The 15,870-nt window shown below is 32.5% G+C and carries 18 protein-coding genes and 1 tRNA gene; 16 read left to right on the top strand and 3 right to left on the bottom strand.

Annotated features, from left to right (window positions below):
• The first annotated feature begins 22 nt into the window (after positions 1 to 22).
• The 6 genes from B5E87_RS11415 (at position 23) to B5E87_RS11390 (ending at position 5,248) form a co-directional block, all read left to right on the top strand.
• Positions 23 to 1,771 (top strand): DUF4037 domain-containing protein, encoded by a 1,749-nt coding sequence (locus B5E87_RS11415; RefSeq protein WP_087245031.1) that lies wholly within the window; start codon positions 23 to 25, stop codon positions 1,769 to 1,771.
• A 3-nt stretch (positions 1,772 to 1,774) separates the two neighbouring features.
• Entirely contained in the window at positions 1,775 to 2,386 is a 612-nt protein-coding gene (locus B5E87_RS11410) for a DUF4125 family protein (RefSeq protein WP_087245030.1), read from the top strand.
• Positions 2,387 to 2,445: 59 nt separating this feature from the next.
• Entirely contained in the window at positions 2,446 to 2,745 is a 300-nt protein-coding gene (locus tag B5E87_RS11405) for a PTS sugar transporter subunit IIB (protein WP_087245029.1), read from the top strand.
• Between the two features lie 52 nt (positions 2,746 to 2,797).
• Positions 2,798 to 4,030, top strand: coding sequence for a metallophosphoesterase (locus B5E87_RS11400; protein WP_087245028.1), 1,233 nt, complete (start codon positions 2,798 to 2,800; stop codon positions 4,028 to 4,030).
• A gap of 56 nt (positions 4,031 to 4,086) precedes the next feature.
• Positions 4,087 to 4,968, top strand: a complete 882-nt coding sequence (locus B5E87_RS11395) for an ROK family protein (RefSeq protein ID WP_087245027.1) — start codon at positions 4,087 to 4,089, stop codon at positions 4,966 to 4,968.
• Between the two features lie 88 nt (positions 4,969 to 5,056).
• The gene (locus tag B5E87_RS11390; protein ID WP_087245026.1) at positions 5,057 to 5,248 is read left to right on the top strand and encodes a PspC domain-containing protein; all 192 of its coding nucleotides are present in this window, start codon (positions 5,057 to 5,059) and stop codon (positions 5,246 to 5,248) included.
• A 115-nt stretch (positions 5,249 to 5,363) separates the two neighbouring features.
• On the opposite strand, the gene B5E87_RS11385 is transcribed toward B5E87_RS11390, so the two are convergent.
• The 3 genes from B5E87_RS11385 to pepT are packed head-to-tail and all read right to left on the bottom strand — an operon-like array spanning position 5,364 to position 8,034.
• Positions 5,364 to 5,831: a hypothetical protein gene (locus tag B5E87_RS11385; protein WP_087245025.1), complete on the bottom strand. Its 468-nt coding sequence runs from the start codon at positions 5,829 to 5,831 to the stop codon at positions 5,364 to 5,366.
• Positions 5,828 to 6,748, bottom strand: coding sequence for a diacylglycerol/lipid kinase family protein (locus B5E87_RS11380; protein ID WP_087245024.1), 921 nt, complete (start codon positions 6,746 to 6,748; stop codon positions 5,828 to 5,830). Before B5E87_RS11380 ends, B5E87_RS11385 begins: the two co-directional genes overlap by 4 nt.
• 50 nt (positions 6,749 to 6,798) lie before the next feature.
• Positions 6,799 to 8,034, bottom strand: coding sequence for a peptidase T (gene pepT, locus B5E87_RS11375; protein ID WP_087245023.1), 1,236 nt, complete (start codon positions 8,032 to 8,034; stop codon positions 6,799 to 6,801).
• A gap of 104 nt (positions 8,035 to 8,138) precedes the next feature.
• Between pepT and B5E87_RS11370 the strand changes: the two genes are divergently transcribed.
• From B5E87_RS11370 to B5E87_RS11325, 10 genes are all read left to right on the top strand, one after another.
• On the top strand, positions 8,139 to 8,726 hold the full coding sequence (locus B5E87_RS11370) for a ribonuclease H1 domain-containing protein (protein WP_087245022.1): 588 nt from the start codon (positions 8,139 to 8,141) through the stop codon (positions 8,724 to 8,726).
• A complete protein-coding gene (locus tag B5E87_RS11365) occupies positions 8,723 to 9,637 on the top strand; it encodes an exonuclease domain-containing protein (RefSeq protein ID WP_087245021.1) in 915 nt (304 codons plus the stop codon). The genes B5E87_RS11370 and B5E87_RS11365 overlap by 4 nt, the downstream gene beginning before the upstream one ends.
• Positions 9,628 to 10,209, top strand: coding sequence for a GNAT family N-acetyltransferase (locus B5E87_RS11360; protein ID WP_241147171.1), 582 nt, complete (start codon positions 9,628 to 9,630; stop codon positions 10,207 to 10,209). Before B5E87_RS11365 ends, B5E87_RS11360 begins: the two co-directional genes overlap by 10 nt.
• 15 nt (positions 10,210 to 10,224) lie before the next feature.
• Positions 10,225 to 11,361: a UDP-galactopyranose mutase gene (gene glf / locus B5E87_RS11355; protein WP_087245020.1), complete on the top strand. Its 1,137-nt coding sequence runs from the start codon at positions 10,225 to 10,227 to the stop codon at positions 11,359 to 11,361.
• Positions 11,362 to 11,370: 9 nt separating this feature from the next.
• Complete coding sequence (locus B5E87_RS11350; RefSeq protein WP_087245019.1) at positions 11,371 to 12,387, top strand: glycosyltransferase family 2 protein; 1,017 nt, start codon at positions 11,371 to 11,373, stop codon at positions 12,385 to 12,387.
• On the top strand, positions 12,387 to 13,028 hold the full coding sequence (locus B5E87_RS11345) for a phosphatase PAP2 family protein (protein WP_087245018.1): 642 nt from the start codon (positions 12,387 to 12,389) through the stop codon (positions 13,026 to 13,028). Before B5E87_RS11350 ends, B5E87_RS11345 begins: the two co-directional genes overlap by 1 nt.
• 132 nt (positions 13,029 to 13,160) lie before the next feature.
• Positions 13,161 to 13,697: a serine O-acetyltransferase EpsC gene (gene epsC, locus B5E87_RS11340; protein WP_087245056.1), complete on the top strand. Its 537-nt coding sequence runs from the start codon at positions 13,161 to 13,163 to the stop codon at positions 13,695 to 13,697.
• Between the two features lie 117 nt (positions 13,698 to 13,814).
• Positions 13,815 to 13,991 (top strand): hypothetical protein, encoded by a 177-nt coding sequence (locus B5E87_RS15215; protein WP_164483557.1) that lies wholly within the window; start codon positions 13,815 to 13,817, stop codon positions 13,989 to 13,991.
• Between the two features lie 164 nt (positions 13,992 to 14,155).
• A tRNA-Arg gene (locus B5E87_RS11335) sits at positions 14,156 to 14,232 on the top strand.
• 1,096 nt (positions 14,233 to 15,328) lie between these two features.
• The coding region (locus B5E87_RS11325) for an ORF6N domain-containing protein (RefSeq protein WP_143746905.1) at positions 15,329 to 15,870 on the top strand (542 nt) is incomplete at its 3' end.

Here is a 15,870-nt window from a genome sequence, read left to right as displayed (position 1 = left end):
TTATTTTTAAAGGAGAATATTCATGACTATACAGGAATTACAGAAACAATTAGATGAAATGTATGCCAATAATGAATTGGATGAAGCTTATGCTTTTTTAGTTGAACAAGTCAATCTTGCTGTTCAAAGACAGGATAATGCAACGATTTTATTTTTGCTTAATGAAATGATAGGTTACTTTCGTGTTACTTCACAGTTTCAATCTGGGAATCAGATTGCTTTACAGATATTTAAAATTCTTGACATGTGTGGACTTGAAGAAACGATTGATGGTGCTACATCATATATCAATATAGCCACTTTTTATCGTGTACAGGGAAAATATCAGGAAGCTTTATCGCTTTATCAAAAGACAGAAAAGATTTATCATCATGAATTAGAACCATATGATGAACTTTATAGTGCCTTTTATAATAATTTAAGCCTGTTATATCAGGAAATGGGTGATTATCAGCAAGCTATTGACATGCAAAAGAAAGCATTGGCGATTGTTGAACAACTGGATGATTATAGAATTGAAGAAGCCATTACTTATACAAATCTTTCACAAATGTATCTCAGTATCAATCAAAATGATAAAGCTCAAAAATGTTTACATCAGGCGATCTCTCTTTTTCAACAATATGGACCTCATGATCCACACTACTTTGCTTCATTAGCGACTTTGGCGCAAAGCCATTATATGCAAAAAGATTATGTAAAAGCTTTAGATATTTATCATCGTGTCTTACATTTCATAGAGAGTGTTTATGGACAAAATAAAGATTATCAGACAATTCAAAAGAATATCGACAGAATTCAAAAAGAAATGAAGACAATCAAAGGTTTAGATTTGTGTGAAGCTTTTTATCAACAATATGGCAGAAACATGATAGAAGAAGAGTTTTCAGAAATCAAACCATATATGGCGGTTGGATTATTGGGAATGGGATCAGATTGTCTGGGGTACGATGATGAGATTTCTCATGACCATGATTTTGGACCTGGTTTTTGTATTTTGCTTCCTCATGATATTTATCAGCAGTATCATAAACAGATACAGGCCAGTTATCAAAAACTACCACAAGAATTCATGGGTATTCAAAGATTAACCTCAGCTCATGGAAATGGAAGAGTCGGTGTTTTTGAAACTGAAAGCTTTTTTAAACAGTTTTTAAGACAAATACCACAAACTTTAGATGATTGGTTATATGCTGATGAAAATGCTCTTTTAGCTTGTACAAATGGACGTATTTTTGAGGATAATTATGGTCAAGTGACTCAAATCAGACAATATTTAAGTTATTATCCAGAAGATATCCGTATTAAAAAAATAGCCCGTTGTTTAGCTAAAATGGCACAATCTGGTCAATATAATTATGCCAGATGTATGCAAAGAGAAGATGAAGTTGCTGCGACGCTGGCATTGAATGAGTTTATAGATCAGACATTATCTCTTATCTATTTATTGAATAAAAAATATAAGCCTTATTATAAATGGAGTTATTATGGATTAAAAGATTGTACATGTTTACAGGCAGTCACACCACTGCTTTTACAATTGGTTCAATTGCCATCTCAAAAGCAACATTGGCCTCAAAAGAACAGTATTATTAATACTGATGATCAAAAAGTTGTGCTGATTGAAAAAATATGTCAGTTAGTCATTGGTGAACTTCATCGACAAGGCTTATCGACAAGTGATGATGATTTTTTAGACAATCACACACTGGAAGTCATGTCACATATTCAAGATGACCATATACGCATGAAACATGTTATGGAGGGATAGAAAATGGTTGATGAAATTGTACAATTAGAATGGGATTTTTTTCAACAGGTTCATCATATTGATGGCCGTGCCAGTTGTCAGGATGATTTTGAAACATTTTATCTACAAAGAAAAAGTCAGTTTGAAGCTTTTTATCAAAATGTTCAAAAAGCTTGTCTACAAGATTTAAAACTAGCTCAACAAATAGGGAGAAATCCAGTCATGGAAAAATATGCCTATATGATGGAAAGTACGGATCCAGAATATTTTAATACGATTCGAGATCAGTTACCTGCTGTTGATCAACAAAAGAAAGACTTTATTAATGCTTTATGTGATATTGAAGTATCAATGCGTGAAGATATGAATGATCAATATCCTTATTTATTATCTCAAGCCCGTTTCACTCATTCTTTGGAAGATGAAAAAGATGATACCTCATTTGAAACTTATTTAAGAGGTGAATTAATGACTTATAGTGATGAAACATTATATTTATATGGTCAAATGGTTTTGGATATGGTTCAAAAGAATGAAAATTTAATTGAAAAAATATTAATGAATACAGTAAAAGCTTATGGTTATGCTTCTTTAGAAGATGCAAATAAATTTATAATGGATAGTGAAAAGAAATAGAAGTCAATATCAAAATGTGGTAAAATAATAGTAGGGAACTAAAAAGGAGGAATATAATCATGAAAATCTTATTGTGTTGTTTGGCTGGTGTAACATCTACTTTGTTTGCTTCAAAATTAAAAGATGCTGCTTCAAGAAAGAGAGTTGACGCAACAGTTTGGTCTGCTTCAGAACATGCAGTAGAATATTCAAGTAATCTTGCTGATGTTATTCTTGTAGAACCTCAATTAAAAGGATCATATGAAAAAATCAAAGCAGACAACCCTGATAAACCAGTCATTTTAATTAGCGATGATGATTTTAAGAATTTCAATGCACAAAAGATTTTTGATATGGCATATGATGCTTGTCAAAAATAATAGGAATAATCAAGAATGAATAGCTTAGCTATCCATTCTTTTTAGATGTGTTATGAAAAAGATTATTTATTGTCTTATTTTTTGTCTTTGTCTGATGGGATGTCAATCAAAAACATTAAGTGAAAAAGAAGATTTAAAAATCATTGTCGCAAGTGATATACATTATTTTTTAAAGGATTATTATCAGGATTGTGAATGGTTTGAAGATTCCATGTTATATGGTGATGGCAAGATGGTCACTTATGGCGATGAGATTGTAGATGCTTTTGTACAGGCGGTTATCCAGGAAAAGCCTGATCTTGTTGTTTTGACAGGTGATTTAAGCTTTAATGGGGAAAAAGGCAGTCATCAGAAATTGGCTCAAAAACTAGAACAATTAAAAGAAAAGAACATTCAGGTTGCTGTTATACCAGGAAATCATGATATTGATAATATCTATACAAAAGGTTATGGTCAAGATGATTATTTTGATGTGGATAATATTAATGCTAAGGATTTTCAGGATATTTATCAAAATCTAGGTTATCATCTGGCAACTTCGAAACATGATGAATCTTTGAGTTATCGTATTGATTTGAATCCTGATTTTGCCTTGTTGATGATGGATTCGAATGCACATGAACAAACAGAAATGACGCTAGGAGCAAGTGGATTTTTTACAGATTCAACTATGCAATGGTTAGAAAAGCAATTTCAGGATATTCAAAAAGATGGCAAAACGCCACTCGTTGCGATGCATCATAATTTAGCGATTCACAATGAACTGTTAAATAATGGATATACCATTAATGATCATGAGAAGATTGCAAAACTGTTTTCTCAATATCATGTTCCATTTGTATTAAGTGGACATATACATTGTCAAAATATCAAAACGATTCAAGGAATCTATGATATTGCGTCTTCATCATTATTGGATGCTCCACTTCAATATGGCATTATTGAATTGAATCAGGATCAAATGAACTATCATACCCAGTCATTATCAATTTCAGTCAATGCAGATGAGTATTTTGATACAGTTTCTGCAAATAAATTCGGTAAATCTTTACAGGGGATATCAGATACTCAAAAAAGAACAGCGATTCAAGATGTATTAGTGAAAGCCAATCGTTACTATTTTACTGGTAACATCAATCAATATGTAGATGAACTTCGCTCTAGCGATGGTTATCAATATTTACAAAATGAAGATTTAAGTTTTTATCAACAGTATTTAGAAAGTATGTTAAAGGAAACAGAATCTTCACAGGCATTACAATTATCACTTACAATGAAGAAATAACTTTTGAATAGAAACAAGTTGTGATAAAATAAAAGAAGATAATAAGGAGGAAAAAAATGAGATTAGGTGCAATTGAAGCCGGTGGGACAAAGTTTGTTGTTGCGATTGGAGATGAAAATGGAAATGTTTTAGAAAGAGATGCTTTTCCAACAACAACACCACAAGAAACAGTTGAAAATATTTTTAAATTTTTTGATGGAAAGGACATTGAAGCTTTAGGATTAGGATGTTTTGGACCTATTGATCCTGACTTAAAGAGTCCAACATATGGATATATTACAACAACACCTAAACCAGGATGGACAAACTATAATATTGTAGGAGCTTTACAGGAACATTACCCTAATTTGCCAATTGGTTTTGATACAGATGTGAATGGTGCAGCACTTGGTGAAGCATACTTTGGTGCAGCCAAAGGATTAGATAGTGCTTTATATTTAACAATTGGAACTGGAATTGGTGGAGGAGCCATTGTGGAAGGAAACCTTGTTCATGGTTTACTACATCCAGAAATGGGACACATGATTCTAGAACAAAGAGAAGACGATACTTATAAAGGAAAATGTCCATATCATGGAACTTGCTTTGAAGGTTTAGCAGCAGGACCAGCCATTGAAGAAAGATGGGGAATAAAGGGAAGTGAATTACCTGAAGATCACCCTGCATGGGATTTAGAAGCATGGTATATTGCTCAGGCATTAGCAATTTATGTTTTAACAATTTCACCAAAGAAGATTATTTTAGGTGGAGGAGTTATGCATCAAAAACAATTATTCCCAATGATTCATAAATATCTTCAAGAAAGATTAAATGGTTATGTTCAAAAAGATGAAATTACAACAGATGCTATTCAGGATTATGTTGTATATCCAGGATTAGGAGATAATGCAGGTGTTTGTGGTGCATTAGCACTTGCAAAAATGGCTAACGAAAGATAAGGGAGTTCATCCCTTTTTCTTGTTTTTAAGACTTGACAGCATATTTTTCCAGTTATAAAGTATAGAATAAGAAAATGGAGGAAATCAAATGAGTAAAAAGTTATATAGATCAAAACGAGATGTCATGGTATGTGGTGTCTGTGGTGGAATTGCTGAATATTTTGACATTGATCCTACAATTGTCAGATTAGTTGCAGTTGCGCTTATTTTAAGTTGGGGTACAGGTCTATTTGCTTATTTAATAGGTGCTGTTATTATCCCTAAAAATCCATATCAATAATAGGATTGATTTCACTTTTAACAATAAGGTATTCTATCTTATTGTTTTTTTATTTGATAAAAAAAGATATCCTCAAGGATATCTATAAAAATAATATATCAGATCTGTTTTGACTTTATGATTTTTTATGAAAAGAAAACTGTGTGGGAATACATTTTCCACGAGGGTTATCCAGATGATATTGTTGTGCCCATTTTTTAAAATGACGATCTAAATATTTGGTACGTGCATAGTTATCTGGCGTATCTGTATATAATTGAAGAATATGCAAAGGATCATTGATTGGGATAGGAAAAGATGAAACTGTCTTGAAAAATGAAAGAAGGGTATCATGATTCATGATTTGAAAAGCATATTCTTCTTTAGGTGTGATGATATTGATATCCACATAGTAATTCATATAGATGCTTAAAATGTTTAACATTTGCATCATAGAGCACATGGAAATATTGATTTCCTGGATATCCTGAAATGCAATGGAATAGTCTTGAAAATATATGTGACTATGATCCCAAAGTAATAATTCATAAGCACTTTTGATATCATCGTCTTGAGTGAGTTGTACCTGATAACGTGTTGTCATAATGATTCTCCCTGATAATTGAAATGATGTGGAATGATGACACATAAGGATTGTTTTTTAACACTGACATGAATTGGAAAGGTTGTTCCTTTTTCTCCATCAACATCGTATATAATATCCTTATCACATTCAATAGTTAATTCTTTAGCTTGTACATAAGTAATAAAAGGACTCTTTTCATGACTGTTTAATTTATAATCTTTAAATAAAGAAATTAAATCCGTAGTAGAACAATTTTTAATAATTAATAAATCTAATTGACCATCTTGAACATTCGCATGAGGTGTAATGTCTTTAAAGCCACCTACCTGTGAAGTGTTTGTAATAATAAACAGTTTGGCATCTTCTTCAAAAGTTTGATTATCAGCAGTGATTTTTAAATGCAATGAAGTATGCAGTTGGGTAGGTAACTGTCTTATACCACTGATATAATAAGCTAAAGGACCAAATCTTTCTTTATCAGCTTTTGAAACTTGAAAACTAATATCACTAAACATGCCTCCAGCAATCACATTTGCAAAATAATGTTCATTCACTTTTCCAATATCTACTTTCATTATCTGAAAATCTTCAATCATTTGAATAAAATCATCAGTATCATGAGGTAAATGTAAATGGTTGGCAAAGTCATTCACTGTTCCTCCTGGTAATATCGCAAGAGGAGTCTGTAAATGATTTTCAATAAAACCATTAATGATTTCATTGACTGTGCCATCACCACCAACACTGACCACAAAATCATAATCATCATCTTTTAATTTTAAACAATATTGATAAGCATCATCTTTCTTTTCCGTATAGAAGACATCAATTGTAGAAACCAGCTTTTTTAAAATCATTTGACCAATGATCTGATCCAGTTTTTTTTGAATTGTCTTTGTGCCGGCACTGGGATTAATGATAAATAAACATTTCATAATGAACACTCCTTATTTTTATTTTACCATTAATCAAAAAGAAGATAAACCTAAAATGGAATATCTTCTTTCGCATAGACATTATTACGGATTAGTCTTAATAAAAGTTCAACACCTTTTTTCATCATATGAATAGAAACAAATTCATAAGGACCATGACAATAGAAGCCACCTGTTCCAAGGTTAGGACAAGGAAGTCCTGAAAATGAAAGACGGGCACCATCTGTTCCACCACGAATAGGTGTAATACGAGGCTGTAAGCCAATATCCTGCATAGCGATTTCAACCTGTTCTACAATATGAGGATGATCTTTGATAACATCTTTCATATTGAGATATTGTTCATGCATCGTGATATGAATAGCTTCATAGCCATAAAAACTATTCAAATAAGCTTGGATACGTGAAAAATCATTAAGCTGTTGTTTCAGTTTTAAATAATCATGGTTACGTACAATATATTCTAATCGTGTTTGTTCACAATTTCCCTGCATATGTGTTAAATGATGGAAACCTTCATATCCTTCAGTGAATTGAGGCTTCTGCCCAGATGGTAACATGTGGTGAAATTCCATAGCCACTTCCTGTGAATTCACCATTTTGTCTTTGGCACTGCCAGGGTGAATGCTTTTTCCAATGATTTCAACAAGTACCTGATAGGCATTGAAGTTTTCAAAGTGAAATTCATTAATATCGCCACCATCAATTGTATAGGCATAGTCAGCCTGAAAAATATCAAGATCAAAATGCTCAGTGCCACGTCCGACTTCTTCATCAGGAGTAAAGGCAATCATAATATCATTATGTTTAAATTCAGGATGTTTATACATATATTCTGCCATACTCATAATAATCGCAATTCCAGCTTTATCATCACCACCTAAAAGTGTTGTTCCATCAGTTGTAATCAAATCATGTCCAATCACTTTATTCAAATCAGGGAATTCTCTTGGGGATAATAAACGGTCATTTTGAAAAGGAATGTCTTGTCCTTTGTAATGACGAATAATTTGGGGATGAATATGTTCACCACTGGCATCAGGGGAAGTATCCATATGGGCAATAAAGCCTATAACATCACCTTGGTGATCATTGTTAGATGGAATCTTTCCATAAACAACACCATATTCACTCATTTCTACATCAACCAATCCTAAAATACGCATTTCTTCTATTAAAAATTGAGCAAATTCTTTTTGATTGGCCGAAGAAGGTGAAGTGGTTGAATATGGGTCAGATTGTGTTGGGAAACTGACATATTTTAAAAATCTGTTTTCTATTTTCATTTTTCATAACCTTCTCTCTTTATCATGATTATATCATAGGAATCATATTTTTTACTAGCCAAATGTCATGAATATGATTATAATAGGGAGCGGAGGTTAAAAAGATGGCAAAATATTATGCAGTGAAAAAAGGAAGAAAAACTGGTGTTTTTTCGACATGGGAAGAATGTCAGTCAATGGTGAATGGTTTCAAGGGAGCAGTATATAAATCATTTCCTACATTCAATGAAGCTCAGGCGTATTTAGATGAACAGCCTCAATCTTTTGATGGTTATGGACTGATTGCATATGTAGATGGCAGTTATAATCAAAAGACACGAGAATATGGTTATGGTTGTATCTTACTTGAAGGCCAAAAAGTGATTTTGAAAGTCAATGGTAAAGGCAGCCATCCTGATTATGTCAGTATGCGTAATGTGGCTGGTGAAATTGCGGGTGCACATCAGGCAATCTGTTATGCGATTGAACATTGCTATCCTATGATTTGTATCTATTATGATTATGAAGGTATAGAAAAATGGGCCAATCATCAATGGCAGGCCAATCGCCCTGGAACAAAGGCTTATCAGTCATTTATTGATGCCAGTCGTCAAAAGATTGATATTCGCTTTATAAAAGTTTTGGCACATAGTGGGGACTTCTATAATGAGATGGCCGATCAGTTGGCTAAAAAAGCAGTAGGTATAGCATGAGTGAAAAAATAACTGTTTTTGATATTGAAGTTTTAAATCAGGATCCCGCGAGTTTATGTGCCATTGGTATTGTAGAAATTCAAAATCAAGAAGTCATTTCAACATATTATGCCTTAGTGAAACCTAAAAATTTAAGTTTTGATAGCTATCGCTATAAAATACATCAAATTAGACCTCAATCATTGTATAAAGAAAAAACATTTGTAGAAGTATGGAAAGACATTCATCATTATTTTGAAAATACGATTGTTGTTTCTCATGATATTCAAGGTGATATGATGAATTTAAGGGCAGCCTTGAAACAGAACCATATTCCATATCCACGATTACTTATGTCCTGTACAAATGTTTTGGCACATCTTGTTTATCCAAATCTTCAAAAATATAATCTTAAAGATCTATCTCAAATGAATGGTTTTGCATTTCAGGCTCATCATGCTTTAGAAGATGCGAAAGCTTGTGCTTATCTGTTGATTCAAATGATGGAACGTGAAGATGTAGACAGTTTATATGCTTTGCATCAAAAGTATCATTTAGAATTTGGTGAGATGAAGGAAAACTATTATCGAAATATTATGTCAGCTGAATCAGCAACGCAATTATTAGAAATGAATCAAAAAGAAGATGCTTTGTTGTATCATCAATCAATCTGTTTTACTGGTAAATTATCTATGCCTCGAGAATTATTGGAAGAAAAAACAAAAGAAGTCTGTGCCTTATCAACCAATCAGGTCAGTACCCAAACCAATTATCTGGTTATTGGTGGTAAAGGTTATCATAAAGTACGTTTTGGCAAAGACAATAAAAAAGTTCAGAAAGCTTTACAGTTAATGAAACAGGGACAAGATTTAAGAATTATTCATGAAAAAGAATATTTAAAGCTTTTAGAGGGGAGAAAAGAATGTCTATAAATATAAGAGTGGCTAAAAAAGAAGATGCGCGTGCTATTTTAGATATTTATGCTCCTTATGTTCTATCGACCAATATTACTTTTGAATATGATGTTCCTTCTTTAGAAGATATGACAAATCGTATTTGTCAAACTTTAGATTCATATCCTTATTTAGTTGCAGAAGTTCAAGGTCAGATTGTTGGTTATGCTTATGCCTCTTCTTTTCATAGTCGAGCTGCTTATCAATGGGGGAGTGAATTATCTATTTATTTAGATCAGCATTATCATGGGCAGGCGATTGGAAAAAAACTTTATCAGGTTTTATTGGCACTGTTAAAGTGCATGCATATTCAAAATGTCTATGCCTGTATTACTCATCCCAATGTCAAAAGTGAAAGATTTCATGAATCATTACAATTTCAGTATGTGGGATGTTTTCATCGTGCGGGATATAAAGCCAAACAATGGCATGATGTCATCTGGATGGAAAAAGCTATTGGAGATCCTCGTCATGTAGAATCTTTTATTCCTTTTTCGAAGCTATCCCTTCAACAAATTGAATCATGTCTAGGTTTATGTTATGATAAATAAAATGAGGTGAAAAAAATGGATACATTAATTATCGGAAGTGGTTTTGCTGGAAGTGTTGTGGCGAGAGTTTTAGCCCAGCGTGGTGAAAAAGTCAAGATTATTGAAAAAAGAGATCATATAGGTGGAAACTGTTATGATGAATATGATGAATATGGTGTTCTGGTTCATAAATATGGACCTCATATCTTTCATACAAATAATAAAGAAGTTTATGATTTTTTATCACGTTTTACAAAATGGTATGATTATCGTCATGAAGTTGTTGGAAATGTTTATGGAAAGATTATTCCAATTCCATTTAACTTGAATACATTAATGATTGTTTTTGGTCAAGAAAAAGGTGAACGTTTAAAACAGGAATTGATTGATGCTTATGGTGAAAATGCAAGAGTTCCTATTTTAGAATTACAGAAGAATCCATCACAGGGAATTCAGGAAGTGGCTCAATATGTTTATGAAAATATCTTTTTGAAATATACAATGAAACAATGGAATCAAAAACCTGAAGAAGTTGATCAAAGTGTCACTGCCAGAGTACCAGTTTTGATTTCTTATGATAATCGTTATTTTCAAGATCTATATCAGGGAATGCCACTAGAAGGATATACAAAGTTATTTGAAAATATGTTGAATCATGAAAACATAGAAATTGAATTAAATAAGGATGCCAAGGAAGATTTATCTTTTGATATGCAAACACATCAGGTTTATTATCAGGGACAATTGTGGCAGGGAAAAATTATTTTTACAGGTGCTATTGATGATTTCTTTGATCATTGTTTAGGAAGATTGCCATATCGTTCATTACGCTTTGAGTATGAACATTATCCTGAAGATCACTATCAAAGTCATGGTGTTGTCAATTATACCGTCAGTGAAGATTTTACACGTATTACAGAATTTAAATATTTAACAGGTCAAGAGATTTCTGGAACAACTATTGTTAAAGAATATCCAGAAATATATCGTAATGAAACTCAAGTTCCTTATTATGCTATTTTATCTCCAGAAAACTTAATGATGTATCAAAAATATGTGGATTATGTGAAACCATTTTCTCACTTTTACTTGTTAGGGCGTTTAGCACAATATAAATATTATAATATTGATGGCATTGTAGAAGAAGCTTTAAAACTTGTTAAAACATTGTAGGAGGATGTTATGAAATATTTAAGTATTGCGATTCCATGTTATAATTCACAGGATTATATGGATAAAGCGATTGAATCATGTTTAATTTTAAAAGATGATGTAGAAATTATTATTGTTGATGATGGTTCTAAAGATAGAACAGCCCAGATTGGTGATGACTATGCTGCTTTATATCCTGATACAATCAAATGTATACATCAGGAAAATGGGGGACATGGTCAAGCTGTAAATACAGGTTTAAAAAATGCAACAGGACTTTATTTTAAAGTTTTGGATAGTGATGATTGGTTTGACCAGTCTTCACTTGTTAAAGTGATAGAAACAATTAAACAGTTACATCAAAAAGATCAAGATGTCGATATGTTCATTGCAAATTATGTATATGAAAAACCAAGTGCCAATAAATCTAGTGTGATTAAATATACAAATGCATTGCCACAAAATAGAACATTCAGATGGTATGATTTAAAACATTTTTACCCACAACAGAATTTATTAATGCATAGTGTTATTTATCGTACACAGTTATTAAGAAATTGTAATTTACAATTGCCAAAACATACATTTTATGTTGATAATTTATTTGTTTATCAGCCTTTACCTTATGTCAATACACTGTATTATTTAAATGTTGATTTGTATCGTTACTATATTGGTAGGGAAGATCAGTCTGTTAATGAAAAAGTGATGATTTCACGTATTGATCAACAGATTAAAGTCAATAAGATGATGATAGATTGTTGTGATGTGATGAAATTAAAGAGTCGTAAACTGAGAAACTATATGGTGAAATATTTAACGATGATTACAACTGTATCAACAGTTTTACTGATTAAATCAGGAACACCTGAACATTTACAAAAGAAAAATGAATTATGGCAGTATTTAAAAAATAAAAATCCTGAACTTTATAAAGCTGTTAAACATACATTTTTAGGTTCTATGATGGAAATGGATGGACATGTTGGTAAGAAAATGATTACAACAGGATATGCTATTTCTAGAAAGCTGTTTGGATTTAATTAATGAAGAATTTGTTATATCGTTATCGTCATGCATGGGTATTTACATATTTTATTCTTTATTTACCATGGTATTTTGGATTACAGTTAAGGAATATTTCTTTTCATGATGTTTATACAAGTATAGATGCATGTATACCTTTTGTTTCATGGTTTATTTATCCTTATATTTACTGGTTCCTTTTTGTAGCAGGGACAATTGCCTATTTGTTTTTTACACATCGTCGTGATTTTTATAAATGTGTTGCATTTTTGTTTATAGGAATGACCATTTGTTTGATTATTTTTACAATATATCCAACAAGTTTTGATCATCGTCCTGTGATTGAACAGAATTCTTTATCTATGAATCTTGTTCAGTTTATTTATCATGCTGATAAGAGTCAAAATGTATTTCCTAGTATTCATGTCTATAATTCTATTGGATGTGCATTGGCTTTGATATTGTGTCCAGATTTTAAACAATCTAAAGGTATAAAAATATTTGCATCTCTTTCAGCTATTATGATTACTTTATCAACGATGTTTATTAAACAGCATTCTATATTGGATGCTGTGGCAGCAATATTATTGGCTATTATTTTATATATTCTGATTTATAAAAAAGATATTTTTCAGATAGAAAAACGTGTTTCTCTCAAGTAGAGAAACTTTTTTTTAATATGATAAAAGTCAATACAAATAGATTAAATTCACATATGATAATATAAAAATGATAATATGATTTGTGTATAGGGGTATTTTATGGTTAAATATAAAGAAAAAGAGGTGAAGAATATGGAAAAAACATTAATTGGTAGAATATTAGAAATGGATCCAGCAGCACGACATCCTTTGAATGTCATTGTGAACTATCCTGGATTACATGCTATGTTTTTATATCGTATTTATCATTTTTTATGGAAATGTCACTTCAAGCTCATTGCACGTCTATTGAGTCAAATTGCGCGTTTTTTAACAGGGATTGAAATTCATCCTGGAGCAACTATTGGAAAACGTTTCTTTATTGATCATGGAATGGGAGTCGTTATTGGTGAAACAACAATCATTGGAGATGATTGTACTTTATATCAGGGTGTGACATTAGGGGGAGTTGGAACTGGTGAACATAAAGTTAAAAGACATCCGACTTTAAAAAATAATGTCATGGTATCAGCTGGGGCCAAAGTCATTGGGGATGTCACAATTGGTGATAATAGCATTATTGGGGCTTCTTCAGTAGTATTAAAAGATGTGCCAGCTAATTGTACGGTTATTGGTATTCCTGGCAGAATTGTAAAAGAAAATGGAGAAAGGGTAGATAAAGCATTATAAACTATGATGCTATATGATAACTTATAGTATTGTTTTTGTATGAGATGAATTCATTTATTTGTATTTTATTCATAAAAAACCTCCTGTTTCATAAAAATGAAATAGGAGGTTTTATTAATGTCTATTGATATACAGGCAGCTTTATATTATTATGATTTGGGTTTGTTAAAGAGAGAAAATCATTTATATTGCTTAGTAGATTTAAAAACAGGTGAGTGGTATGAAAAAATGACGATTTATTATATTGAAATATTGCTGAAAAGATGGAATCAGTATCGAATGTCTATTCAATGATTGAATTCAAGTATATAACATGTTAGAATAAAGCATGTTAAAAGTTGAAATGTCCACGTAGCACAGCTGGATAATGCAACTGCCTCCTAAGAAAGTGTTATAACATATACTTCGGAGGACAAAGGAAAAGGTAGCAAGTAAAATTAAATATAGATTTTCCAAATGTCGCTATAGCTCAGTTGGATAGAGCGACCGCCTCCTAAGCGGTAGGTCGGAGGTTCAAATCCTCTTAGCGACGCCAAAAACTCCGCCGAAAACCCTTGTAAAATAAAGGTTTTCGGCGTTTCATATTTTACTATAGTTTTTTTCAAATCGTATATTCTTGTTAAATTTGATTAGCAAAAACACCTTTCTGCTAATCATTCACTACCATAGAATAGTCGAACCATTTTTAAATGATCATTTATGTACATATTTATGTTAGCATTTATACCTGGGATTGTATCGACATCTTCGAAGAAAGTATCAATGTGGGACGAGCTTATATCTTCGTTAATAAAGAGCTTCAAAGGGTCAGCTGAGATGCTCTGGAGTAATTAAACGAAAAGGGCGTAGTATTCAAATTTCCACCTGCTCTTTCAAGCAACCATACTGCATTGGTGTTGAAAGATCCGAAAACACTGACGAGCGTGAGAAAAGTATTCTTGCCTAAGACTGTGGCAGAAATGCTTGTAAAGTACCGTAAAGAAATAGACAATCTCAAAGAGCTGTTCGGAGATGAGTACACCGATTTTAATATGGTGTTTGCATCTACCTGTGGTAGACCGATTGAGGGGCAAGTCATTAACTGAGCCTTAAAGAAACTCATTAACGATAACGACCTGCCACCTGTTGTTTTTTACAGTTTCCGCTATTCAAGCATCACATATAAGCTGAAGCTCAACGGCGGAAATATGAAGTCAGTGCAGGGCGGCTCTGGTCACGCACAAGTCAAAATGGTTGCTGATGTGTATTCTCATATATAGACGAGGACAGGAGAATAAATGCTCAGAGATTTGAAGAACAATTTTACCAGAGCAAGGCTACTCCAAAGGCTGAGGAGGTATCATCACAGGAAGTATCTCCTGTGGCTCCACAGGAAGAACAGGAAATGTTGCAAAAGCTCCTTGCAAATCCCCAAATGGTAGCACTTCTAAAATCGTTGGCAAAGAACTTATAAAGATGATGGGCAGTTCTCAAGATTGCCCGTTTTCTTTTGGGATTTGATATGGTAAAAAAATTGTCGCATGGTATAATGAGAGTGTCGAAAATGATTGAGGTTGTAATTTGCAACATCAAAGCAGATGACACATAAAACTTGAAATGCCAAATTGGCATTTCAAATTTAGGAGGATATAATGGCAACAGAAGATAGGAAAGAAGTTTTGTCACAAAATCAGATAGAAACTCCTGTTGTGGAAATAGTACAGCCTGCCATTGAAAAATTGATATATGTTATTCGTGATAAACAGGTTATGATAGACAGCGATTTAGCTATGCTTTATCAGGTGGAAACAGGAGCATTGAACAGAGCTGTAAAAAGAAATATAAAGAGATTTCCAGATGATTTTAGATTCCAGCTTACCGTGGAGGAATACGAAAACTTGAAATGCCAATCTGGCATTTCAAGTTTGAATAAAAATGGATATGGTGGACGAAGAACTTTACCGTATGTTTTTACCGAACAAGGAATATCCATGCTTGCAAGCGTACTTCATAGTGATATAGCCGTAAATGTGAGCATTGGTATTATGAGGGCTTTTGTAGAGATGAGGCGTTTCATTGCTAACAATGCTCTACTCTTTGAGCGTATTAGCAATGTGGAATTAAAGCAGTTGGAATACCAGAAGCAGACGGACGAGAAGTTAGAGCAGATATTTGAATACATATCTGAACACGA

The organism is Massilimicrobiota sp. An142 (assembly GCF_002160725.1).
Classification (GTDB): Bacteria; Bacillota_I; Bacilli_A; order Erysipelotrichales; family Coprobacillaceae; genus Allocoprobacillus; species Allocoprobacillus merdigallinarum.
Note: the sequence above shows the minus strand (reverse complement) of the source record. Positions and strands in the feature narration are given on the sequence as shown.